Source organism: Streptomyces sp. GESEQ-35, assembly GCF_017948485.1.
Taxonomy (GTDB): Bacteria; Actinomycetota; Actinomycetes; order Streptomycetales; family Streptomycetaceae; genus Streptomyces.
Genome location: NZ_JAFFSX010000016.1, coordinates 173904 through 196917, shown reverse-complemented (window position 1 = coordinate 196917; position 23014 = coordinate 173904). Strand labels below are relative to the sequence as shown.

Sequence of the window (23014 nt, the reverse complement as noted above, 5' to 3'; positions counted from 1 at the left end):
GCGGGCCGGGGTCAGCCGACGGTCCGGCCGTACGCCTTGAGCGTGCGCAGCGCCTCGATCGTCACCATGGGGCGTGCCTCCAGGGCGGTGCCCGGTGCCCACTGGCGCCAGGTGATGGGCCAGCCGCCGTCCTCCTGCTGCCGGCTCGCCAGGTGGTCCAGGGAGCGTTCCATCTCCTCGTCCGTGAACCACGCGCGCGCGAGGGAGCCCGGGGTCCTGGCGTAGTCGTACGGGAAGTGGTGCTCACCGGCGGCGTAGCCGGGCGCGACCGGGAACGCGTCGAGGCGCTCCGGGTCCAGTGCCGCGAGTCGGTGCTCACGTACCAGGCGGCCGAGGCGGTCGGCGGCCGCCTCCGCGCGCGGGCGGTCGGGTGCGGAGTCCAGGAAGGCCACGGCCGCCTCGATCTCGTACGGGTGGGACTGCTTCAGGGACTCGACCGCGTGCCAGCAGAAGTCCGTGGCCCGGAACAGCCAGGCGTGCCACACCTCGTTGCGGTGCAGCAGGCCGACCACCGGCCCGGTGGCGAGGAGGTCGCTGGGCGGGTCGTCGACGATCGGCACGAAGGGAGCGGCGGGGTAGTCGCGCTGGCTGGGACGGACCGACGGCAGCGCGCCGTCCGTAGTGGAGACAGAGGTCAGATAGCGGCACACGCGCTCCACCCGCTGCCCGCCGCAGCGCCCGACGGAGTCCAGCACACGCAGGGCGTGACCGGCGTGCAGGGGCTGGCTGACGGGGCCGCGCAGATCGGGTTCCAGAGCGTGGCCGTACCCGCCGTCCTCGTTGCGGTAGGCGTCCAGCGCGGTCTCCACCGGATCGGGGCTGCCGTGCAGGAAGTGGTGGGCGAAGAGGCGCTGTTCCAGCACGCGCGCGGTGAGCCAGACGAAGCGCTCGGCGCGGAAGAGCGGGGAGTGCGCCGGGGGCGTCGGGGGGAGTGGGGAAGCTCCGGATTCGGCCATGCGACAGACCGTAGGACGGAAAGCGGTCTCGGCAAGGGCTCCCGGCCGAGGCCCACTCTCAGGGGCGGGATACTGGTGTCATGCGGTTGACGGTCTTCTGGCAGCGGATGGCTGACCACTTCGGTCAGGGATACTCCGATACGTTCGCGCGTGACCACGTGATGGCGGAGCTCGGCGGGCGCACGGTGCACGGGGCGTTGGACGCCGGCTGGGACGCCAAGGATGTGTGGCGCGTGGTCTGCGCGGTCATGAACGTGCCACAAGAGAAGCGCTGACAGGTCACGAAGATCGCAGGACGGCCCCGATTGTCCGTGCCGTGGGTGAGACTTGCACCGTGGCACCCACTGACGAGACCGGCCAGGTAACCCCGCAGGCATCCCCGTTCGGTACCACGCCGCCCACCCGGCCCCCGGCCGACGGCGCCGCCGGGGCGAACTCCCGCATGCCGCGCTGGCTGCCGCGCGCCATGGTGCTCGCGCTCGCTCTCATCGCCGTGTTCCAGCTGGGCAGTTGGGCCTTCCACGAGCTCACCGGCCTGCTGATCAACATCCTCATCGCGTTCTTCCTGGCCCTGGCCATCGAACCCGCGGTGAGCTGGATGGCCTCGCGCGGCATGCGCAGAGGGCTGGCCACATTCCTCGTCTCCCTCGCCGTACTGATCGTGGCCGCGGGCTTCGTCACGCTGCTCGGCTCGATGCTCGCGGGTCAGATCATCAAGATCGTCGAGGGGTTCCCGGACTATCTCGACTCCGTCATCAACTGGATCAACGCGCACTTCCACACCGATCTGAAACGGGTGGACATCCAGGAGGGCCTGCTCCGCTCCGACTGGCTGCGCAACTACGTCCAGAACAGCGCCACCGGTGTCCTGGACGTGTCCACCCAGGTCCTCGGAGGCCTGTTCCAGCTGCTGACGATCGCGCTGTTCTCCTTCTACTTCGCCGCGGACGGCCCCCGGCTGCGGCGCGCGATCTGTTCGGTGCTGCCGCCCGCCAAACAGGCCGAGGTGCTGCGCGCGTGGGAGATCGCCGTCAACAAGACCGGCGGCTACATCTATTCGCGCGGCCTGATGGCGCTCGTCTCCGGAATCGCGCACTACATCCTGCTCCAGATACTGGACGTGCCGTACGCGCCGGTGCTCGCGGTGTGGGTGGGGCTGGTCTCGCAGTTCATCCCCACCATCGGCACCTATCTCGCGGGCGCCCTGCCGATGCTGATCGCCTTCACCGTCGATCCCTGGTACGCGCTGTGGGTGCTGATCTTCGTCGTGATCTACCAGCAGTTCGAGAACTACATGCTGCAACCCAAGCTGACCTCGAAGACCGTGGACATCCACCCCGCGGTCGCCTTCGGCTCGGTCGTCGCGGGCACCGCCCTCCTCGGTGCCGTCGGCGCGCTGATCGCCATCCCGGCGATCGCCACGCTCCAGGCGTTCCTCGGGGCCTATGTGAAGCGGTACGACGTCACGGACGATCCCCGTGTCCATGGGCACCGGACAGGAGAACAGAGGCCCAGTCTGCTCAAGCGGGCGCGTGGGCTGTGGGCGCGGAGGCCCCGGACGGGAGGCTGAACCCGGGGCGTTGTCGGACCGCGAACGTAGGCTCGGAAGTGTCGAGTGGTGCGCTTGACACAAAAATCGAACATCCATTCTTATGGAAGCTCCGGTGACGATCTCGACGGAGACTTCCACCGGGTTTGGACGGAGATGTGCCCGAGTTATCCACAGGCCGGACGGGCGTCGGGGCGCATTGTCAGTGGCAGGCGTTAGCGTCTTTGACGTGAAGCGATCGACTCAAGCAAACCGGGTGGAACCCATGGCAGGTACCGACCGCGAGAAGGCCCTGGACGCCGCGCTCGCACAGATTGAACGGCAATTCGGCAAGGGCGCGGTCATGCGCCTGGGCGAGCGGCCGAACGAGCCCATCGAGGTCATCCCCACCGGGTCGACCGCGCTCGACGTCGCGCTCGGCGTCGGCGGCCTGCCGCGCGGCCGCGTGGTGGAGGTGTACGGACCGGAATCCTCCGGTAAGACCACGCTGACCCTGCACGCGGTGGCGAACGCTCAGAAGGCGGGCGGCCAGGTCGCCTTCGTGGACGCGGAGCACGCCCTCGACCCCGAGTACGCGAAGAAGCTCGGCGTCGACATCGACAACCTGATCCTCTCCCAGCCGGACAACGGCGAGCAGGCGCTGGAGATCGTGGACATGCTGGTCCGCTCCGGTGCCCTCGACCTGATCGTCATCGACTCCGTCGCCGCGCTCGTCCCGCGCGCGGAGATCGAGGGCGAGATGGGCGACAGCCACGTCGGTCTGCAGGCCCGTCTGATGAGCCAGGCGCTGCGGAAGATCACCAGTGCGCTCAACCAGTCGAAGACCACCGCGATCTTCATCAACCAGCTCCGCGAGAAGATCGGCGTGATGTTCGGCTCGCCGGAGACCACGACCGGTGGCCGGGCGCTGAAGTTCTACGCCTCGGTGCGGCTCGACATCCGTCGCATCGAGACCCTGAAGGACGGCACCGACGCGGTCGGCAACCGCACTCGCGTCAAGGTCGTCAAGAACAAGGTCGCGCCGCCCTTCAAGCAGGCCGAGTTCGACATCCTCTACGGCCATGGCATCAGCCGCGAGGGCGGTCTGATCGACATGGGCGTGGAGAACGGCTTCGTCCGCAAGGCCGGCGCCTGGTACACGTACGAGGGCGACCAGCTCGGCCAGGGCAAGGAGAACGCGCGCAACTTCCTCAAGGACAACCCCGACCTGGCCAACGAGATCGAGAAGAAGATCAAGGAGAAGCTGGGCGTCGGCGTACGACCGGAGGAGCCGCCGGCCGAACCGGGCGCGGACGCCGCGGTCTCCGCCGCCACTGACGACGCAGCGAAGACGGTCCCCGCGTCGCCGGCAGCCAAGGCCGCCAAGACCAAGGCCGTCACCGCCAAGAGCTGACGCCGTGACACGACGAACCGACTGGGCCGAGTACGCGTATCCGGACGCCCCGCGTGAGTGGGGGAGCGCGGGCGACGGAGGCTCTGCCCGGGGAGACGACCGCGTGGACCGCGACGCGGGCGTGCCGTACGACCACACTGCGTCGTACGGCACGGACGGGGAGCCCGGCGCCGCGTCGGGCAGCGGAGAGTGGCCGGACGGTGGTGCGGTGCGCGGCGCCGGTTCGGCGGGCGGCTCGCGTCGCCGTGGCCGGGCCCGTGACGCGGGCGGCGGGGGCCATGACGCGGGCGGTGGGCGCGGGCGCCGTCGGCGTGGCCGTGCGGAGCCGTCCGGTGAGGGCGAAGGCGCCTCCTCCTCGTCGAGGGCCGAGCAGGAGGAACCTTCAGGGGACCCGGTGGAGCGGGCTCGGGCGATCTGTCTGCGCCTGCTCACCGGGACCCCGCGCACGCGGAAGCAACTCGCGGACGCCCTGCGCAAGCGCGAGATTCCCGACGATGCCGCCGAGGAGGTGCTGTCACGGTTCGAGGAGGTCGGGCTGATCAACGACAGTGCGTTCGCGGAAGCCTGGGTGGAGTCCCGGCACCACGGCCGGGGGCTGGCCCGGCGCGCCCTCGCCCAGGAACTACGGACCAAGGGCGTCGACTCCACGCTGATCGACGAGGCCGTGGCACAGCTCGACTCCGAACAGGAAGAGGCGACCGCACGCGAGCTCGTCGCCCGCAAACTGCGCTCGACCCGCGGCCTCGACCGCGACAAGCGGCTGCGGCGCCTCGCGGGCATGCTCGCCCGCAAGGGCTACCCCGAGGGCATGGCCCTGCGGGTGGTCCGGCGGGCGCTCGAAGAGGAGGGCGAGGACACGGAGTTCCTCGGCGACGAGGGCTTCTGAAGACGAGGGCTTCTGAACATGAGGGCTTCTGAAGGGGAGAGGCCCGCATAGAAGGCCGCCCCTGGTACGTCGGGCCCGGACACGGTGGACGCGCGGGGGCGCCCATCGCGTCCGGGGCCGGACACCGCGCGGCGCGTCGGGCGGGCGAATCCCGTGTTCCGTGGGCCACGGGGGTGCGACGCGGTGGCACGGCGCCAGGCTCCCGCACGGTGGGCTCGGCCTCCCACGCAAGGAGGAAGCCAACAAGGTCGCCGACGCCTGGTGAGCATGCCTTGGCCGGCAGGAAGCGTCTGGCCCCGCCCGCCCTACGACGTCACCGGAAGCCCCGCCGCCTTCCAGGCCTGGAACCCGCCGGCCAGATCGGTGGCCCGCAGCAGTCCCAGCCGGTGCAGGGACGCGGCCGCCAGACTGGAGGCGTAGCCCTCGTTGCACACCACGACCACACGCAGGTCATGGCTCGTGGCCTCGGGCGCACGGTGGCTGCCCTGGGGATCGAGGCGCCACTCCAGTTCGTTGCGTTCGACGACCAGGGCACCCGGAATCAGACCGTCTCGCTCGCGCAGGGCCGCGTAACGGATGTCCACCACCAGCGCCTCACCGGCCTGGACGGCGTCGTACGCCTCCTGCGGCTCGACGCGCTCGTAGCCCTCGCGGACCCGCTCCAGCAACTCGTCGATGCCGACCGGCCGTTCGCCCGTACCGCTGCCGCCGCTCACTGCCAGTCCTCCGGGCGCTCGACCTGCTCCAGGCGCAGAATCGGCCCGCTGCGGCTGTAGCGGCGGATCTGCGGCAGGGGCGGGTAGTAGGCGTGGACGGAGATCGCGTGCCGGTCCGAGGACTCGTTGAGCACCTCGTGGACGTGGTGACGGCCGAAGGAGCGGCCCTGACCGGTGGACAGCCGGCGCTCCCGGTCCACGTTCTCGCTGAGTTCCAGGGTCTTCCAGCCGTCGGTGGGCAGCCGGACGGCGAGCGAGTACTCCTTGAGCTCGCCGGCCGCGGTCAGGAACGCGCCGACCGAGTCGGCGTGGTCGTGCCAGCCGGTGCCCGTACCGGGCGGCCAGCCGATCAGCCAGGCCTCACTGCCGCCGGGTCCCTCCAGACGCACCCAGGTGCGGCCTTCGGGGTCGAGCGGAAGCGAGGCGATCAATTCGACGTCGGCCGCGGTACGCCGTACGAAATCGAGAAGATCCGCCTGCGTGGGCGCGGCGGAGACAGGGGTGGAGACAGAGGGAGAGACAGACACGTGCACCGTCCTGATGAGCGTTCGCGGGAGCGCGCGGCTGCACTTCGATGGCGCGCGCGGCTGAAGAGGGATGCGAATTCAGCAGGACCGCGTACACATGCAGCCCGCGTAGCGGACCAGGTCCATATGGACCCTCCGCCACAGGTGCACACACGTGTCGATCACGTTGCGGAGTACACCACGCTGCTGCCGACCGGTCAACTCACAGTCACTATGTGGACGGTATGTCGGCAGGGGCCGCTCAGCGCGACCCCGCCGTGGCCTTCGCCTCCGTCCCCGCCTCCACCGGCCCGCCCAGTGTCGCCTCGGCCGCCGTGTACAGGTCGGCGGGGCGCACCCCGTTCAGCGCGGTGACCAGGTGTCCGTCGGGCCGTACCAGCAGGACCGTGTGGGCGGCCGCCCCCGGGTAGCTCTCGGTGACGAGCAGTTCGGCCGGGTGCGGCAGCGCCGTGACGGCAGCCGCGAGCCGGGGCATGATTCCGGCGCTCACCCAGTGTCGGCGCTCCCACACACCCGTGCCCGGCGCGACCAGCACGACGAGCAGCGCGCCGCGGCCGAGCCGGTCCCGCAGACGTACGAAGGTGCCGTCCTCCGCGGTGACCCGGACGTCCGTGACCTGGGCACCGGGCAGGGTGTCCACCAGGGCCTCGCCCTCGAGGGGCCGGGGCGCGAGCGGCGAGCGGTCGTACGCCCCCGCGGCACCCAGCGCGCCCTGCCCCAGGTGGCCGTCGGTGAGCAGCGCGTCGTGGCCCCGGGACGAGCCGGGGACGTACGAGCGCAGCGCTCCGCCGCCGCGGAGCAGCGGCAGCGCCTGGTCGGCGGCGCGCAGCCGGGCGGCGACGATTCCGCGCCGCTCGGCCTGGTAGCTGTCGAGCAGCGCCTCGTGCTGTCCGTGGTGCCAGGCCAGCGCCAGCTTCCAGGCGAGGTTGTCGGCGTCCCTCAGCCCCTCGTCCAGCCCCTGGGTGCCGAGCGCGCCCAGCAGGTGGGCGGCGTCCCCGGCGAGGAAGACCCGGCCCGCGCGCCACCGTCGGGCCAGGCGGTGGTGGACGATGTGGACTCCGGTGTCCAGCAGCTCGTACGGCGGTGTCGAACCGCCCGTCCAGCCCGCGAGCGTCTCCCGGACGCGGGCCACCAGCAGCTCCGGCGTGACCAGGTCCTTGCCGGACGGCAGCAGCCAGTCCAGCCGCCAGATGCCGTCCGGCAGCGGGCGTCCGGTCACCTCCCCGCCCGAGGGGCCCGACGTCCGCCACGGCGGCATCCGATGGAGCAACGCCTCGTCGGGCCACGGAAGTTCCGCACGCAGCGCGGCGACGGCGTGTCGCTCCACCGCCGTACGGCCGGGGAAGCGGATGTCCTGGAGTTTGCGCACGGTCGAGCGCGGGCCGTCGCAGCCGACCAGGTAACTGCCGCGCCACCACGTGCCCTTGGGGCCGCGGGTGTGGGCGGTGACGCCGGAGCCTTCCTGCTCTATGGTGTCGAGCCGGCTGTCCGTCGCGATGTTGACCAGCCGGTCGCCGACGAGGGCCGCACGCAGGGCGCCGGTCAGCACGTGCTGTGCGATGTGCAGCGGAGCGGCCTGTCCGGTCTCCTCGAAGCTGACCGCACGCATCACCTGCTTGCGGCGCATCGACCGCCATCCGGCCCAGCGGCAGCCGGCCTCGGCCGACCGGAAACCGGCGAGACGCTCCACGAGGGCGGCGGTGTCCTCGCGCAGCACGACGGTGCGCGCGGGGCGTGGTTCGTCCTTGCTCGGACCCTCGTCGAGGACGACGGACGGCACTTCCTGGCGGGCCAGCGCAAGGGCGAGCGTGAGCCCGACCGGCCCCGCCCCGACGATGATCACCGGGTCCACGGCGCGGCGCCCCCTGCCCGCAGCGGTGTCCTCAGGGACGTGTGTGAACAGGAAGTTGGAGCAGGGTGCACGATCACAGAACGTATGCAACCTATTGCCGGTGCTTGCGTCAAGTGACGGAGGGCAGTGGCGATCATGCCACTGCCCTCCGTGCCGTTCATGCCACTTGACTGCTTGTCAGATAGAGCCGCCCGCGCCGGTCCCGAAGGAGCCGCCAACCTCGGCCGCGTTGAGCTCCTCCACGTCATCCTTGCCGAGGACCGTGCCGGTGCCGCGCTTGCTGCGCCGCAGTCGGCCCTCCAGCCAGCTCGCGAAGCTCGTCAGGATGAAGTTCAGGATGATGTAGATGACCCCCACCACGATGAAGCTCGCGATGACGTTGGCGTAGACCGCCGCTAGCGTGCCGCGCGAGTTGAGCAGCTCGGTGAAGCCGATCATCACGCCGCCGAGCGCGGTGTCCTTCACGATGACGACCAGCTGGCTGACGATGGCCGGCAGCATCACGGTGACGGCCTGCGGCAGCAGGATGGTGGACATCGTCTGGCCCTTGCGCAGACCGATCGCCTGCGCGGCCTCTGTCTGCCCCCTGGGCAGGGCGAGGATGCCCGCGCGGACGATCTCGGCGAGGACCGAGGCGTTGTAGAGCACCAGGCCCGTGACGACCGCGTACAGCGGACGGTCCTCGGTGCTGACGTCCGTGGAACGGGCGTAGAACTCGTTGGCGAACAGCATCAGCAGCAGCACCGGGATCGCCCGGAAGAACTCGACCACCACACCTGCGGGGATCCGCACCCAGCGGTGATCGGACATACGGGCGATGCCGAAGATCGCACCCAGGGGGAGGGCGATGACCATGGCGAGCCCCGCGGCCTTCAGGGTGTTGGCGAGTCCGGGGAGCAGATATGTCGTCCAGGCCTCGGACTTGGTGAACGGCTCCCACAGGGCCCATTTCAGCTGGCCCTTGTCGTCCATCGTCTGGTAGATCCACCATGCGAGCAGGGTCAACAGGGCGAAGAAGACCACCGAGAAGATGATGTTGCGCCGCTTGGCCCGGGGGCCGGGGGCGTCGTAGAGGACCGAGGTCATCGCTTCACCGCCAGTCGCTTGCTCAGCCAGCCGAGGAAGAGGCCGGTGGGCAGGGTCAGAACCACGAATCCGAAGGCGAACACCGCGCCGATGAGCAGTGTCTGGGCCTCGTTCTCGATCATTTCCTTCATCAGATACGCGGCCTCCGCCACGCCGATCGCGGCCGCCACGGTCGTGTTCTTGGTGAGCGCGATCAGTACGTTGGCCAGCGGGCCGATGACCGAACGGAACGCCTGCGGCAGCACGATGAGCCAGAGGACCTGGGTGAAGCTCAGCCCGATGGCGCGGGCCGCTTCGGCCTGTCCGAGGGGCACCGTGTTGATGCCCGAGCGGATCGCCTCGCAGACGAAGGCCGCGGTGTAGGCGGCGAATCCGAGGATCGACAGCCGGAAGCCCAGGGCGTCGAAGTCGTCTGCGGCGCCCAGCGTCATGCCGAAGACGTCGGCGAGGCCGAGCGACGTGAAGACGATGATGACGGTCAGGGGGATGTTCCGGACGATGTTCACGTACACAGTGCCGAACCCGCGCATCAGCGGGACGGGACTGACGCGCATGCCGGCCAGCAGAGTGCCCCAGATCAGCGAGCCGACGGCGGAGAGGACGGTGAGTTTCACCGTCATCCAGAACGCCCCGAGGACGTCGTAACCTTCAAGAAAGTCGAACACTGTCTCCCGCGCTTCCGGGTGTAGAGATGGCCGGGTGCGCCGCCCCGCCGGGCGGCGCACCTCTCAGGCGGTGCTTCAGCTGACGATGGTGCCGATCTTCGGAGCGGGCTCGTTCTTGTAGTTCGCCGGGCCGAAGTTCTCCTTGACCGCGGTGTCCCAGGCGCCGTCGCTGACCATCTTCTCGAGAGCGGTGTTGATCTTGTTGACGGTCTCGGTGTCGCCCTTCTTGACGCCGATGCCGTAGTTCTCGTTGCTGAGCTTCAGGCCGGCCAGCTTGAACTGGCCCTTGTACTGCTCCTGCGCCGCGAAGCCCGCGAGGATCGAGTCGTCGGTGGTCACCGCGTCCACGGCGCCGCTCTGCAGACCCGCGATGCACTCGGAGTAGGTGCCGTACTCCTTCAGCTGAGCCTTCGGGGCGATCTCGTCCTGGACGTTCTGCGCCGAGGTGGAGCCGGTCACCGAGCACAGCTTGTTGCCGTTGAGGTCGGTGGCCTCGCTGATGTCCGAGTCGGTCTTGGTCAGCAGGTCCTGGTGGGCCAGCAGGTAGGGGCCGGCGAAGTCGACCTTCTGCTTGCGCTCGTCGGTGATCGAGTAGGTGGCCGCGATCATCTTGACGTCGCCGCGGGCCAGCGCGTTCTCACGGTCGGCGCTCTTGGTCTCGACGAACTCGATCTGGTTGGCGTCGTAGCCGAGTTCCTTGGCCACGTACGTCGCCACGTCCACGTCGAAGCCGGAGAAGGAACCGTCGGGCTCCTTCAAGCCGAGACCCGGCTGGTCGTACTTGATGCCGATCTTGATCTTGTCACCGCCGCCGTCGGTGGAGCCCGACCCGGTGTCGCTGTCGCCGTCGTCGCCCCCACAGGCCGTCGCGGTCAGGGAGAGGACGAGCGCAGCCGCGGCCGCTGCGGTGACCTTGCGGAGCTTCATGGTGAACATCCCTTTGTGTGAAGAGGAGCATGCCGTTGGTGCGGGTGACGCAGCTCGTCGCGTAGGTGCGACGGGTGGGGTCAGTGGTGAAGGATCTTCGACAGGAAGTCCTTCGCGCGGTCGCTGCGCGGATTGCTGAAGAACTGGTCCGGCACAGCTTCTTCGACGATCTTGCCGTCGGCCATGAACACCACCCGGTTGGCGGCCGAACGGGCGAAGCCCATCTCATGGGTGACGACGATCATGGTCATGCCGTCGCGGGCGAGCTGCTGCATGACTTCGAGGACCTCGTTGATCATCTCCGGGTCGAGAGCCGACGTCGGCTCGTCGAAGAGCATGACCTTGGGGTCCATGGCCAGGGCGCGCGCGATGGCGACGCGCTGCTGCTGGCCGCCGGACAGTTGCGCGGGGTACTTGTCCGCCTGGTTCGCCACCCCGACCCGGTCGAGCAGCGCGCGGGCCTTCTCCTCGGCCTGCTTCTTGTCGGCCTTGCGGACCTTGATCTGGCCCAGCATCACGTTCTCGAGCACGGTCTTGTGCGCGAAGAGGTTGAAGGACTGGAAGACCATGCCGACGTCGGCGCGCAGCCGGGCCAGCGCCTTGCCCTCCGCGGGCAGCGGCTTGCCGTCGATGGCGATCGCCCCGGAGTCGATCGCCTCGAGGCGGTTGATGGCGCGGCACAAGGTCGACTTCCCGGACCCGGAGGGTCCGATGACCACGACGACTTCGCCGCGGGCGATCGTCAGGTCGATGTCCTGGAGTACGTGCAACGCGCCGAAATGCTTGTTGACGCTCTTCAGGACGACCAGGTCGCCGGTCGCGGCCACATCTTCCTTGGCCACCGATACTTTGGTCATCGCTCTCAGGCTCCGTCCTCCTCGGTTTCGGAGGACAGTAGTAACCCTACGCGACCTGCGTCTCTACATCTGAGGGGAATCTGAGCATCACGATCCGATAGCAATCGGACACGTGTCGTAGCACTTGTGACCTGGGGTGCGTATCGGGCGGGTAACGGATGCCGTGCGCAACCGGAACCCTCTTGACGCCGTCCTCGTCCATCAGCGTGACTGCAACGTGCACGCGCGCGTGCTCGCGTTTTTTTACACACCGACACCGTACGGCCGATGAACTGGAGGGAGCCGGGATGAGACTGCTCCTCGTCGAGGACGACAATCACGTCGCCGCGGCTCTGTCCGCGGTCCTGGCCAGGCACGGCTTCGACGTGACGCACGCCCGCAGCGGCGAGGAGGCCCTCCAGGCGCTGGTCCCCGAGGGCGCCGGTTTCGGTGTGGTGCTGCTCGACCTGGGCCTGCCCGACCAGGACGGCTACGAGGTGTGCGGCAAGATCCGCAAGCGGACCGCCATCCCGGTGATCATGGTCACCGCGCGCTCCGACGTCCGCTCCCGCATCCACGGCCTCAACCTCGGCGCCGATGACTACGTAGTGAAGCCGTACGACACCGGAGAGCTGCTCGCCCGCATCCACGCCGTCAGCCGGCGTACCGTCCACGACGATGCCGCGGCCGGCGGTGAGAGCGTGCTGAAGCTGGGCGCCGTGCACATCGAACTGCCCACCCGCCAGGTCAGCGTGGACGGTTCGGTTGTCCAACTGACCCGCAAGGAGTTCGACCTTCTCGCCCTGCTGGCCCAGCGCCCCGGGGTGGTCTTCCGGCGTGAGCAGATCATCAGCGAGGTGTGGCGCACCAGTTGGGAGGGGACCGGACGCACCCTGGAGGTGCACGTCGCGTCCCTGCGCGCCAAGCTGCGTATGCCGGCCCTGATCGAGACCGTGCGCGGAGTCGGCTACCGGCTCGTCGCCCCCACCTCGTAGCGGGCAAGGGTGCGCACTCGTCTCCTCCCGCTGCTCATCGTCCTGATGGCGGCCGTACTGCTCGCCCTCGGCTTCCCGCTCGCCGTCAGCGTGGCCGGAGCCCAGCAGCAGAACGTGGTCGTCGACCGGATCGACGACACGGCACGCTTCGCCGCCCTGGCCCAGTTCGTCACCGACACGCCCACCAGACCGACCGGCAGTACGTCCACCGACGAACGCCGGGAGGTCCTCAAGCGTGAGCTCCTCAGCTACTACGAGGTCTACGGCATCCGTGCCGGTGTCTTCTACCGCAATGACGCCCCCATGGCCAATGCGCCGACTAGTTGGGACCTCCCTGAAACGGGTGAGGTACGTGATGCTTTTGAAGAGGCGTTGCTCAGCCGGCGCAGTCACGACCCCCGGCAGGTGTGGCCCTGGCAGCGCAACCGGCTGATCGTCGCGTCCCCGGTGATCCGCGACGGTGACGTCGTCGCGGTCGTCGTCACCGACTCACCCACCGGGCATATGCGTTCGCGGATCCTGAACGGCTGGCTGATCATCGCCGCGGGTGAGAGCGCCGCGATGCTGCTGGCCGTCGGCGCGGCCCTCCGGCTGACCGGCTGGGTGCTCCGGCCGGTACGGGTGCTGGACGCCACCACGCACGACATCGCCACGGGACGGCTGAAGTCCCGGGTCGCGGCGGCCGGCGGTCCGCCGGAACTCCGCAGGCTCGCCCGGTCGTTCAACGAGATGGCGGACAACGTCGAGGGCGTCCTGGAGCAGCAGCGCGCCTTCGTCGCCGACGCCTCGCACCAGCTGCGCAACCCGCTCGCGGCGCTTCTGCTGCGCATGGAGCTGCTTGCGTTCGAAATGCCCGAGGGCAACCAGGAGATCGCCTCCGTCCAGGCCGAGGGCAAGCGCCTGGCCCAGGTCCTGGACGACCTGCTCGACCTCGCGCTGGCCGAGCACGCCGAGGCGGACCTCAGGCTCACCGACATCGGCGAGCTGGCCACCGAGCGCGTCGCGGCCTGGTCGCCGACCGCGGAGGCCAAGGGCGTACGGCTGGTGGGGGACTGCCCGCCCACCACCGCCTGGGTCGACCCGGTAACCCTGTCCAGCGCCCTGGACGCGGTGATCGACAACGCGGTGAAGTTCACGCCGGAGGACGAGCGGGTGGAGGTGACGGTCGCGGCCAACGGCGACACCGCCACCATCGTGGTCACCGACAACGGCCCCGGCCTCACCGACGAGGAGCTCGCCCGCGTCGGCGACCGCTTCTGGCGCAGCGGCCGCCACCAGAACATCAAGGGCTCAGGCCTCGGCCTGTCCATCACCCGGGCCCTGCTGACGGCGGCCGGCGGCTCCATCTCGTACGGCCATCACGAGCCGCGGGGACTGACGGTGACGGTGACGGTGCCGAGGTCGGAGCCGGTGGCCTGAGCGCTTCACTTGAAGTGCCGCGAAGTGCCGTCGTCCGTCTGCGGCGCCATCGTGGCTGGTCGCGCCCACGCGGCGGAGCCGCATATCGACACAGCCCCGCGCCCCTTCGGGCGCGCTGCCGAACTGCAGCCGACTTTCCCCGACTTGCTTGGTGCCCTATGGCTTGACCGACCGGTAGTAGCGCCGGGCGCCCTCGTGCAGTACCAGCGGGTCGGTGTAGATCGCGGTGCGTACGTCGACCAGCTGGGCCGAGTGGACGTGGGTGCCGATGCCGTCGCGGCTGTTGATCACGGTGCGGGTCAGCCAATCGGTGAGCCGGGGATCCGTGTCCTCGCGGGTGATCAGCAGGTTGGACACCGCCATGGTCGGCACGGTGTCGCCGTTCTGGATGCTGGGGTAGGCCGATTCCGGCATGTTGGTGGCGCGGTAGTAGCGAGTGGCGCCGCCCAGGGCGTGCACCTTGGCGACGAGGTCGGCGTCGATCGGGACGAACCGGTAGGCCAGGGAGCCGGCGAGTTTCTGGAGGCCCTCCGTGGGCAGCCCGCCCGACCAGAAGAACGCGTCGATCTCGCCCTTCTTCAGCCGGGCGGGCCCGGTGTCGATGCCGTCGGACAGCGGTGTGATGCCCTTGTCCGGGTTGATGCCGGCCGCCTCGAGCACCCGGTTGGCGATCAGCCGCACACCCGAGTGGGTGGGCCCTATGGCCACCCGCTTGCCCCGCAGGTCCGCCACGGAGTCGATGCCCGAGTCCGGCGCGACAACCAGCTGTACGTAGTCGTCGTACAGGCGGGCCACACCGCGCAGCCGGTCCGAACCCGACCTGCCGGCCAGCTCGTACGTCTCCACGGCATCGGCCGCGGCGATCGTGAAGTCCGCCTTTCCGGTCGCCACGCGCGCGACGTTCTCCTGCGAGCCGTCGCTGGTCAGCAGTCGCACGTCCAGGTTCGGCATGTCGTTGTCCAGCTCGGTGCGCAGCAGCTCGCCGTACTTCTGGTAGACGCCCGCCGGTGTTCCGGTGCTGAACGTGATCGTCCCGCGGGGCGGCGCCTCGCCCAGGGGCAGCAGCCACCACAGCAGCAGCCCGAAGGCGACGAACCCGGCAGCCGCGCCCTGTAGGGCCCGGCGCCTGCCGATGTGGGGGAAGACCTTGGACATGCGGGCGATCCTGCCAGCACGTGCGCGGTGCTGACCAGGGCCGGGGTCACAGGGTCGTCAGCGGTGCCGTGCCGGACGGCGGGGTCGAACGGGGTGCCGAGGGTGGGGGAGTGCCGAGGGCGTGTCGCGGGGGTCTTCTGGTGTCGGGTGGGGTTGCGGGCGGTGCCGTGTGGGGCGACGGGGGCGCGGGGGGTTGCCGTGGGTGCGGGGGAGTGTCGCGCGGGGCTGCCGGGGACGCCGTGCGGGACGCGCCGATGGTGCCGCGCGCCCGTCGGGGGCGGCACCGCGGGACTGGGGACTGTCAGTGGCGGTCGCTAGAGTTTCGTGCATGAGTCCTTCGCCCGCCGACCTGGTCCGTTCCTTCCACCATGCCGTCGGGCTCGACGCCCGCAGAACCCCGACCGAGGTGTCTCCCGAACTGGCCGCCCACCGGCGCGAGTTGCTGGCGGAGGAGGCCGCCGAGGTCGCCGAGGTCTCGGTCACCGGCCCGCTCGACCGGCTTGCGCACGAGTTGGCTGACGTGGTCTACGTGGCGTACGGCACGGCGCTCGTCCACGGGATCGACCTCGACGCGGTGATCGCCGAGGTCCATCGCTCCAACATGAGCAAGCTGGGCCCCGACGGCCGCGTCGCCCGCAGAGCGGACGGCAAGGTCCTCAAGGGCGAGCACTACGAGGTGCCGGATGTCTCGGCAGTGCTGCGCCGCCAGGGCTGGAATCCCGGCGGCGCGTGATCGGCAGGCCCATGTCGACGGTGACGCTGCGGTCGCCACTGATCTCCAGGTAGCAGGTCAGGTCGAGGTTGACCACGACCGGGACCGGTCGCCGACGTTCAGGGCCGAGCTCTCGGTCGGCGAACCACCGTTGACGCCCCGACCGTCAGTCGCCCACCGCCGTCCGCTCCCGCTCGCCGTCCTCTTCGCGGGTCTCGCCGCGGGCGCCCGAGCGCCGTCTCGTCCAGAGGGTGGCCAGTGGCTCGGTGTAGCGCGCGGTGAGCGGTCCGACGACGACCAGGATGAGGACGTACGCCGTCGCCAGCGGTCCCAGCGACGGCTCGATGCCGGCGGTGACCGCCAGCCCCGCGATGACGATCGAGAACTCGCCGCGCGCCACCAGCGCACCTCCCGTACGCCAGCGTCCCTTCACCGGGATCCCGGCGCGACGGGCGGCCCAATAGCCGGTGGCGATCTTCGTCGCGGCGGTGACGGCGGCCAGTGCGAGGGCCGGCAGCAGGACCGGCGGGATGCTGGCCGGGTCGGTGTGCAGCCCGAAGAACACGAAGAACACCGCGGCGAACAGGTCCCTGAGCGGGCTCAGCAGCGTGTGCGCACCCTCCGCGACCTCGCCGGACAGCGCTATGCCGACCAGGAACGCGCCGACCGCGGCCGACACCTGCAACTGCTGGGCCACGCCGGCGACCAGGATGGTCAGGCCGAGCACCACGAGGAGCAGTTTCTCCGGGTCGTCGCTGGAGACGAACCGGGAGATCACCCGGCCGTAGCGCAGCGCCACGAACAGCACGAGCCCCGCGACACCGAGCGCGATCGCCAGCGTGACGCTGCCGGCCGCGAGGCCGACGCCGGCCACCACCGCGGTGACGATGGGCAGATACACGGCCATCGCCAGGTCCTCCAGGACTAGCACGCTGAGGATGACCGGGGTCTCGCGGTTGCCGATCCGGCCCAGGTCGCCCAGCACCTTGGCGATCACACCCGAGGACGAGATCCAGGTGACGCCGGCCAGCACCACGGCGGCCACCGGGCCCCAGCCCAGCAGCAGCGCGGCCGCGGCGCCGGGCAGCGCGTTCAGGGCGAAGTCGACCAGGCCGGACGGGTAGTGGGCCTTGAGGTTGGAGACCAGATCGCTCGCCGAATACTCCAGGCCCAGCATGAGCAGCAGCAGGATGACGCCGATCTCGGCGCCGATGGCGATGAACTCCTCGCTCGCGCCGAGCGGCAGCAGACCGCCCTCGCCGAAGGCCAGCCCCGCCAGCAGATACAGCGGGATCGGCGAGAAGCTCAGACGCGCGGCCACCCGGCCGAGCAGGCCGAGGCCGAGAATGATGGAACCGAACTCGATCAGCAGGACCGCGGAGGAGTGCACGCGTTCACTCCCGCCCGAGTATCGCCGCGGCCGCGTCGACACCCTCGCGGGTGCCGATGACGATCAGGACGTCGCCGCCCGCGAGCCGGAAGTCCGGCGTCGGGGACGGAATCGCCTCCGCGCGGCGCAGCACGGCCACCACGGAGGCGCCGGTATCGGTGCGCATCCGGGTGTCGCCGAGCACCCGGCCGTTCCAGCGCGAGGCGGCGGCCACCTCGACGCGCTCGGCGACCAGGCCGAGGTCGGTCGTGTAGAGCAGGCTCGCGCTGTGGTGGGACGGCTTCAGCGCATCGATCAGCGAGCCCGCCTCCGAGCCGGTCAGCCGCAGCGACTGGGCGCAGGAGTCGGGATCGTCGGCGCGGTACACGCTCACCGTGCGGGCGCCGTCGCGGTGGGCCACCACCGACAGATGGCGGTTCTCTCGCGTCATCAGGTCGTACTGGACCCCGATGCCGGGCAGCGGCGTCGCCCTCAGGCGTGGAGCGGACACGTTTCTTCTCTTCCTCTCGCTGGGCCGGATGTGCGGCTCGTCACGTGGACGGGCTGAAGGGCCGCGCTTCCGAGCCGGATTGCTGTTCGAGGATCTTTGATCGACTTCGGGGCGGCATCGCCATGCTGCCACCCCCGCATACGGTGGCGACATGGGTGTTGTGACGGATATACGCGGCCGGACGCGGGCGGCGAGGCTGGTGCCGGCGCAGAAGTGCCGACGGATCGGAAGGGGCGGAGCCGGGAACGTGTCGCTGTTCTGGCGGATCTTCTCGCTCAACTCCGCGGGCCTGGTCGTGGCCGCCGCGCTGCTGCTGGGCCCGATCACCGTGTCGACCCCCGTACTGCCCGCCGAGGCGCTCGTCGTGGTCGCCGGACTGGCCGTACTGCTGGCCGCCAATGCCGTGGTCCTGCGTGTCGGGCTGGCTCCGCTCCAGCGGCTGGGCCGGTCGATGGCCACCGCTGATCTGCTGCGGCCGGGCGCCCGCGCGGCCGTCGCCGGTCCGGCGGAGACGGCCGAGCTGATCACGACGTACAACACGATGCTCGACCGGCTGGAGACCGAGCGCGCCAGCAGCGCGGCCCGTGCGCTGTCGGCGCAGGAGCGGGAGCGGCACCGCATCGCCCGCGAGCTGCACGACGAGGTCGGCCAGACCATGACCGCCGTCCTCCTCCAGCTCAAGCGCGTCGCCGACCGCGCCCCCGAGGAGCTGCGCGAGGAGGTCGGCCAGGCCCAGGAGGCCACCCGCGCCGGCCTCGACGAGATCCGCCGCACAGCGCGTCGGCTGCGCCCGGGCGTCCTGGAGGAACTGGGCCTGGCCAGCGCCCTGCGCTCGCTGGCGACGGAGTTCACCGCGCATGGCCTTTCGGTACGTCACCACGTTCCCGGCGATCTGCCCGCGCTGCCCGAGGAGGCGGAACTCGTCGTCTACCGGGTCGCCCAGGAAGCCCTCACCAACACGGCCCGGCACGCCGGTGCCGCCCGCGCCGAGATCCGGTTCCGGCGGATCGCCGACGCTGTCGAACTCGTCGTACGCGACAACGGCAAGGGCCTGGGTACGGCGCCGGAGGGCGCCGGGATCGGGGGCATGCGCGAGCGTGCGCTGCTGATCGGCGCGGCGCTCGCCGTGCGGCCGGGGCCCGAGGGCCGGGGGACGGACGTACGCCTGCGCATACCGGCCGGAGGTCGCTGATGTCCGCACCGACCCGCGTTCTGCTCGCGGACGACCACACCCTCGTACGACGTGGAGTGCGGCTCATCCTGGACGGCGAGCCCGATCTCACGGTGGTCGCCGAGGCCGGGGACGGCGCCGAGGCGGTCGCGCTGGCGCGTGACACCGAGGTGGATCTGGCCGTCCTGGACATCGCCATGCCCCGGATGACCGGGCTTCAGGCGGCCCGCGAACTCTCGCGCCGCATACCGGGGCTGCGGATTCTCGTCCTCACGATGTACGACAACGAGCAGTACTTCTTCGAGGCCCTCAAGGCCGGGGCCTCGGGCTATGTCCTGAAGTCCGTCGCCGACCGGGACCTGGTCGAGGCGTGCCGGGCGGCGATGCGCGACGAGCCGTTCGTCTACCCGGGAGCGGAACGGGCCCTCGTCCGCTCCTACCTGGACCGGCTGCACCGGGGCGACGACCTGCCCGCGCGGGCCGTCACCGACCGCGAGGAGGAGATCCTCAAGCTGGTGGCCGAGGGGCACACCTCCAAGGAGATAGGCGAGCTCCTCTTCATCAGCGCGAAGACGGTCGAACGGCATCGCGCCAACCTGCTGCACAAGCTGGGCATGCGCGACCGCCTGGAACTGACCCGGTATGCGATACGGGCGGGGCTCATCGAGCCCTGAGGTCGGGCGGGTTCTCCGAGGTGCAGGTCTGGACTAAGCCGGGACGGCACCTCATGATGACGCTGCCATGTCAAATCACGCGGCTTGGATCTGTCGGGTTGGAGACCATGCGCATCCTCAGAGCCACACTGGTCGCCGTACTTCTCCTGCTGCCTCTGGCACCCACTCCCGCGCAGGCCGAGAGCACGGCCGCCGCGGAGTGGGCGGGACCGCTCAGCACCCGCGGCCGTTGGATCGTCGACGCCGACGGTGACCGCTTCAAACTGCGCTCCGGCAACTGGCACGGCGCCAGCGGCACTTGGAACGGCTCTGGCGACACGGCGGACGACGCCAACCATCACGCGGGCGAGAACTCCGGCCGGATCCCGCTCGGCCTGGACCGCGCCCCCATGGCCGAGATCATCGCCGGTTTCCAGGAGATCGGGATCAACAGCATCCGCCTCCCCTTCTCCAACGAGATGATCCACGACACCGTTCCCGTCACGGACGACGCCGTCGCGGCCAATCCGTCGCTGCGCGGCATGATACCGCTCCAGGTGTACGACGTCGTGGTCCGTGAGCTCACCGCCGCCGGACTCGCCGTGATCCTCAACAACCACACCAACACGACCCGTTGGTGCTGCGGAGTCGACGGCAACGAGCGCTGGAACGCGAGCCAGTCGGCCGAGACCTGGGAGAACGACTGGCTGTTCATGGCCCGCCGCTACAAGGACAACAAGCGGGTGGTCGGCGCCGATCTCTACAACGAGGTCCGCCGCAACGTCTGGGACGACCCCAACTGGGGCCTCGGTGACGACCATGACTGGTTCGCCGCCTCGCAGCGCATCGGCGACCGCATCCTGACGGAGGCCGATCCCGACCTGCTGATCATCGTCGAGGGCATCAACTGGACCGGCATCCCCGTCGACGGCTTCGCCCACGAACGCCCCACCCTGGAGCCCGTACGCCGTCTCTCGCACACCCTCGTCGACTCCGGAAAGCTCGTGTACTCCGCCCACTTCTACGACTACACGGGCCCGAATCACAGCGGAGCCACCGGGACCGGGGAGACCAGCGACCCGCGCTACCGGGATCTGAGCCCGGCCGAGTTGATCGACGTCCTGAACCGGCAGGCCTTCTTCGTGAGCTCCGAACAGGACCAGCACTTCACCGCCCCCGTCTGGATCAGTGAGTTCGGTGTCGGCGGCCGTGACGAGACGGGGGCGAAGCAGCGCGCCTGGTTCGAGAACTTCGTCGACCAACTCATCCGTACCGACGCCGACTTCGCGTACTGGCCGCTCGTCGGCCGGCACGAGGACCGCAAGGGCAACGGCTGGGCGCTGCTGCACTGGGACGCGGCGGGCAACCGCATGGGCGTGTACGACGGTGACGACTGGCGGGCCGGCGCCTGGACCCGGCTCGTCCAGGCCCAGGGGCGCACCGGCCAGGTCGCGCCGGTCGCGGAGTGGTCGATGCTCAGCCCCGACCACGGCGACTTCGTCCAGTCCCGGCGGATGCGGGCGCTGCCCGACTTCGACTCCGGTGCCCGCAAGGCGGTCTGCCCCGACGGGCAGCGCCTGCTCGGCCTCAGCCACACCGGCAACCGGGGCCTGTGCTCGGACATCGGATCCTCATCGGCTCCGGCCGGCGGTCATGAGGTGGTCGTCGACGAGCGGCATGTCACGCCGGGCAACGACTGGGCGTCCGGCTACACCAAACTCCAGTGCGCCGACGGCTACTTCATGATCGGCTACAGCGTGCGCGGGGCTGCCGTGTCCTCCGCCCTGTGCGCGGCAGGCCCGACCGCCGGCACGAGCGGTCGTACGGTCTGGTTCGACCGCGGTGACAACCGGGGACCGGCGCCCAAGGGCGGTGACTTCGCCCAGGGGCACTACAAGGGTCAGTGCGCGGACGACGAGTACGCGTCCGGGGTCGCGTTCACCGGGCGGGTGGGGTCGGCTCGAACGCCGGACGCGCTGTACTGCCGGAAGGTGAGCTGAGCAGCGGCAGCGGGGCGAAGGTGTGATGCTGCCACAGGAGGCGTGAGGTCTCCTCCGGATAGCGGGTGACCTCCGGCTGGGCACCGTATACCTGCGTCAGGCGGTGTTCCGCGTCGTACGCGGGCCAGCCCGGGTCGCCATCGACGGCGAACCGCGTCCACGCGGCACGCATGCGTGCGGACAGCGCCTCCGCCTCGGGGTACGGGCTGTCGCCGATCAGGGTGGCCGGCTGGCCGCGGTCCAGGTTCCCGAAGACGAGCGGTACGTCGAGGCCGTGACAGGCGCCGAGGATGCCGCCCAGGCCGGGGGCGGGCCAGGTCAGCTCGTAGACGTGGGCCCGGCCGCCGGCGTCGTGGTGCGCCTGGGCGAGGTGGAGGCTCGGCATGCGGAACGCCCAGTCCGAATTCACCGTTTCGTGCAGCTCGTTGGGGCTCGCGGCAGGAAAGCCGTCGCGGTAGCGGCGCGCGCCGTCCGGGCCCGGGGCGACGAGCCGCAGGGCCTGTTCCGCCTGCTCCTCCGTCACCTGGCCGAGCAGACCGTCGAGCAGGCTCAGCAGGCGCTGCTCGTCGCGGGTGTGCCCGACGAGGAGGTCGATGCCCCGGCCGGCGCCGTCGGCCAGCGCCTGCCAGGGCGTGACGGGCAGGGCGTCCCCGTCGACGACGGGCGCGAACGTGACCGACCGGTACGCGACCGGGCCCCACCGGTCGACCGACTCGGGCAGCCGGGCGGTGACCGCGTCTCCGGCGATGGCCAGCAACTGCGGGTCCACCGTGGAGAGTTCGGTCACCGTGGGCCGCAGGCCCAGCTCCGACGCGCATTCGGCGGCGATGTCGGCAGCGAGTTCCGGCGTGAAGAACGTGCCCTGCACGCTCTGTGCGACGGCCCTCCGGAAGAGCCCGGTGGCGCTCGGCATCGCCAGCAGCGCGGCGACGGATCCGCCGCCCGCCGACTGGCCGAAGACGGTGACCCGGTCGGGGTCGCCGCCGAAGGCCCCGATCGTGTCGCGCACCCACTCCAGAGCGGCGACCTGGTCGAGCAGACCCCGGTTGGCGGGCGCCCCCTCGATCTGCGCGAACCCCTCTGCCCCGATCCGGTAGTTGAAGGTCACCACGACGACATCGCCGTCCCTGGCGAGACGGGCACCGTCGTACTCCGGGAGGCCGGACGTGCCGATCATGTAGGCGCCGCCGTGGATCCACACCATCACCGCGCGCCTCGCGCCCGGGTCCGGCTCGGGCGTCCAGACGTTGGCCGTCAGCCAGTCGTCGCCCTGCGTGTCCCCCGCCGCGTCCATACCCTGCGGTGCCGGCGGTCCGAAATCCCGGGCGGGCCGTACGCCGTCCCAGCCCTTCGCGGGCCGTGGCGCGGCGAAACGGAGTGCGCCGACGGGCGGCTCGGCGAACGGGATGCCGCGGAAGACCGCCACCCCGTCCTCCCGGCTGCCGCGCAGCGTGCCGGCCGTCGTGTGTACGAGTACGGGCTGGGGCTGGGGCTCGGACGAGGCAGAGGCCATGACCGGATCATCCCGTCGGTCCGCGCTGCGTGCCATTCATTTATTGCCCGACGGTCTACGTCGCGACGTCCGGCCGTCCATGGTCAGCGGCGGGCTGTCGATGCAGGGCAGGTAGTAGCGCAG

At 70.3% G+C, this 23014-nt stretch carries 23 protein-coding genes; 10 read left to right on the top strand and 13 right to left on the bottom strand.

From position 1 onward, the window contains the following. Positions 1 to 11: 11 nt before the first annotated feature. A complete protein-coding gene (locus KCH87_RS28715) occupies positions 12 to 956 on the bottom strand; it encodes a hypothetical protein (RefSeq protein WP_210589190.1) in 945 nt (314 codons plus the stop codon). An 80-nt stretch (positions 957 to 1036) separates the two neighbouring features. Between KCH87_RS28715 and KCH87_RS28710 the strand changes: the two genes are divergently transcribed. The 4 genes from KCH87_RS28710 (at position 1037) to recX (ending at position 4784) form a co-directional block, all read left to right on the top strand. After that, positions 1037 to 1231 (top strand): DUF3046 domain-containing protein, encoded by a 195-nt coding sequence (locus KCH87_RS28710; protein WP_210589189.1) that lies wholly within the window; start codon positions 1037 to 1039, stop codon positions 1229 to 1231. Positions 1232 to 1290: 59 nt separating this feature from the next. Next, the gene (locus KCH87_RS28705; protein WP_210589188.1) at positions 1291 to 2526 is read left to right on the top strand and encodes an AI-2E family transporter; all 1236 of its coding nucleotides are present in this window, start codon (positions 1291 to 1293) and stop codon (positions 2524 to 2526) included. A gap of 244 nt (positions 2527 to 2770) precedes the next feature. Beyond that, entirely contained in the window at positions 2771 to 3898 is a 1128-nt protein-coding gene (gene recA / locus KCH87_RS28700) for a recombinase RecA (protein WP_210589187.1), read from the top strand. A 4-nt stretch (positions 3899 to 3902) separates the two neighbouring features. Then, complete coding sequence (recX, locus tag KCH87_RS28695; protein ID WP_210589186.1) at positions 3903 to 4784, top strand: recombination regulator RecX; 882 nt, start codon at positions 3903 to 3905, stop codon at positions 4782 to 4784. 305 nt (positions 4785 to 5089) lie between these two features. Here the strand turns inward: recX and KCH87_RS28690 are convergent, their stop codons facing one another. The 8 genes from KCH87_RS28690 to KCH87_RS28660 all read right to left on the bottom strand — a co-directional run bounded on the left by KCH87_RS28690 (position 5090) and on the right by KCH87_RS28660 (position 11414). Further along, positions 5090 to 5506 (bottom strand): rhodanese-like domain-containing protein, encoded by a 417-nt coding sequence (locus tag KCH87_RS28690; RefSeq protein WP_374199050.1) that lies wholly within the window; start codon positions 5504 to 5506, stop codon positions 5090 to 5092. After that, complete coding sequence (locus KCH87_RS28685; RefSeq protein WP_210589184.1) at positions 5497 to 6027, bottom strand: cysteine dioxygenase; 531 nt, start codon at positions 6025 to 6027, stop codon at positions 5497 to 5499. The genes KCH87_RS28690 and KCH87_RS28685 overlap by 10 nt, the downstream gene beginning before the upstream one ends. Before the next feature lie 78 nt (positions 6028 to 6105). Continuing rightward, complete coding sequence (locus KCH87_RS50805) at positions 6106 to 6177, bottom strand: putative leader peptide (protein WP_328288302.1); 72 nt, start codon at positions 6175 to 6177, stop codon at positions 6106 to 6108. Positions 6178 to 6268: 91 nt separating this feature from the next. Then, positions 6269 to 7879 (bottom strand): FAD-dependent monooxygenase, encoded by a 1611-nt coding sequence (locus KCH87_RS28680; protein ID WP_210589183.1) that lies wholly within the window; start codon positions 7877 to 7879, stop codon positions 6269 to 6271. Positions 7880 to 8056: 177 nt separating this feature from the next. Beyond that, the gene (locus tag KCH87_RS28675; RefSeq protein ID WP_210589182.1) at positions 8057 to 8965 is read right to left on the bottom strand and encodes an amino acid ABC transporter permease; all 909 of its coding nucleotides are present in this window, start codon (positions 8963 to 8965) and stop codon (positions 8057 to 8059) included. Then, on the bottom strand, positions 8962 to 9630 hold the full coding sequence (locus KCH87_RS28670; RefSeq protein WP_210589181.1) for an amino acid ABC transporter permease: 669 nt from the start codon (positions 9628 to 9630) through the stop codon (positions 8962 to 8964). Before KCH87_RS28670 ends, KCH87_RS28675 begins: the two co-directional genes overlap by 4 nt. 75 nt (positions 9631 to 9705) lie before the next feature. Continuing rightward, a complete protein-coding gene (locus KCH87_RS28665) occupies positions 9706 to 10557 on the bottom strand; it encodes a glutamate ABC transporter substrate-binding protein (protein ID WP_210589180.1) in 852 nt (283 codons plus the stop codon). Positions 10558 to 10637: 80 nt separating this feature from the next. Further along, positions 10638 to 11414: an amino acid ABC transporter ATP-binding protein gene (locus KCH87_RS28660; protein WP_210589179.1), complete on the bottom strand. Its 777-nt coding sequence runs from the start codon at positions 11412 to 11414 to the stop codon at positions 10638 to 10640. 287 nt (positions 11415 to 11701) lie between these two features. Between KCH87_RS28660 and KCH87_RS28655 the strand changes: the two genes are divergently transcribed. Both KCH87_RS28655 and KCH87_RS28650 read left to right on the top strand, forming a co-directional pair. Continuing rightward, complete coding sequence (locus tag KCH87_RS28655; protein WP_210589178.1) at positions 11702 to 12388, top strand: response regulator transcription factor; 687 nt, start codon at positions 11702 to 11704, stop codon at positions 12386 to 12388. Between the two features lie 9 nt (positions 12389 to 12397). Then, positions 12398 to 13807, top strand: coding sequence for a HAMP domain-containing sensor histidine kinase (locus KCH87_RS28650; protein WP_210589177.1), 1410 nt, complete (start codon positions 12398 to 12400; stop codon positions 13805 to 13807). Between the two features lie 156 nt (positions 13808 to 13963). On the opposite strand, the gene KCH87_RS28645 is transcribed toward KCH87_RS28650, so the two are convergent. Then, entirely contained in the window at positions 13964 to 14962 is a 999-nt protein-coding gene (locus KCH87_RS28645) for a TAXI family TRAP transporter solute-binding subunit (RefSeq protein ID WP_210589176.1), read from the bottom strand. Positions 14963 to 15290: 328 nt separating this feature from the next. Between KCH87_RS28645 and KCH87_RS28640 the strand changes: the two genes are divergently transcribed. Continuing rightward, a complete protein-coding gene (locus KCH87_RS28640; protein WP_210589175.1) occupies positions 15291 to 15695 on the top strand; it encodes a MazG nucleotide pyrophosphohydrolase domain-containing protein in 405 nt (134 codons plus the stop codon). A gap of 145 nt (positions 15696 to 15840) precedes the next feature. Here KCH87_RS28640 and KCH87_RS28635 read toward each other — a convergent pair whose 3' ends face one another. After that, positions 15841 to 17064, bottom strand: coding sequence for a cation:proton antiporter (locus tag KCH87_RS28635; protein WP_210589174.1), 1224 nt, complete (start codon positions 17062 to 17064; stop codon positions 15841 to 15843). 4 nt (positions 17065 to 17068) lie between these two features. Continuing rightward, a complete protein-coding gene (locus KCH87_RS28630) occupies positions 17069 to 17554 on the bottom strand; it encodes a cation:proton antiporter regulatory subunit (protein ID WP_210589173.1) in 486 nt (161 codons plus the stop codon). 247 nt (positions 17555 to 17801) lie between these two features. Here KCH87_RS28630 and KCH87_RS28625 point away from each other — a divergent pair, with 247 nt between their 5' ends. The 3 genes from KCH87_RS28625 (at position 17802) to KCH87_RS28615 (ending at position 21378) form a co-directional block, all read left to right on the top strand. Then, complete coding sequence (locus KCH87_RS28625; RefSeq protein ID WP_308298935.1) at positions 17802 to 18746, top strand: sensor histidine kinase; 945 nt, start codon at positions 17802 to 17804, stop codon at positions 18744 to 18746. Next, positions 18746 to 19399: a response regulator transcription factor gene (locus tag KCH87_RS28620; RefSeq protein ID WP_210589171.1), complete on the top strand. Its 654-nt coding sequence runs from the start codon at positions 18746 to 18748 to the stop codon at positions 19397 to 19399. The genes KCH87_RS28625 and KCH87_RS28620 overlap by 1 nt, the downstream gene beginning before the upstream one ends. Before the next feature lie 107 nt (positions 19400 to 19506). Continuing rightward, on the top strand, positions 19507 to 21378 hold the full coding sequence (locus tag KCH87_RS28615) for a glycoside hydrolase family 5 protein (protein ID WP_210589170.1): 1872 nt from the start codon (positions 19507 to 19509) through the stop codon (positions 21376 to 21378). On the opposite strand, the gene KCH87_RS28610 is transcribed toward KCH87_RS28615, so the two are convergent. Further along, complete coding sequence (locus KCH87_RS28610; RefSeq protein WP_210589169.1) at positions 21317 to 22891, bottom strand: carboxylesterase/lipase family protein; 1575 nt, start codon at positions 22889 to 22891, stop codon at positions 21317 to 21319. The two genes, KCH87_RS28615 and KCH87_RS28610, sit on opposite strands and share 62 nt — an antisense overlap. Between the last annotated feature and the right edge of the window lie 123 nt (positions 22892 to 23014).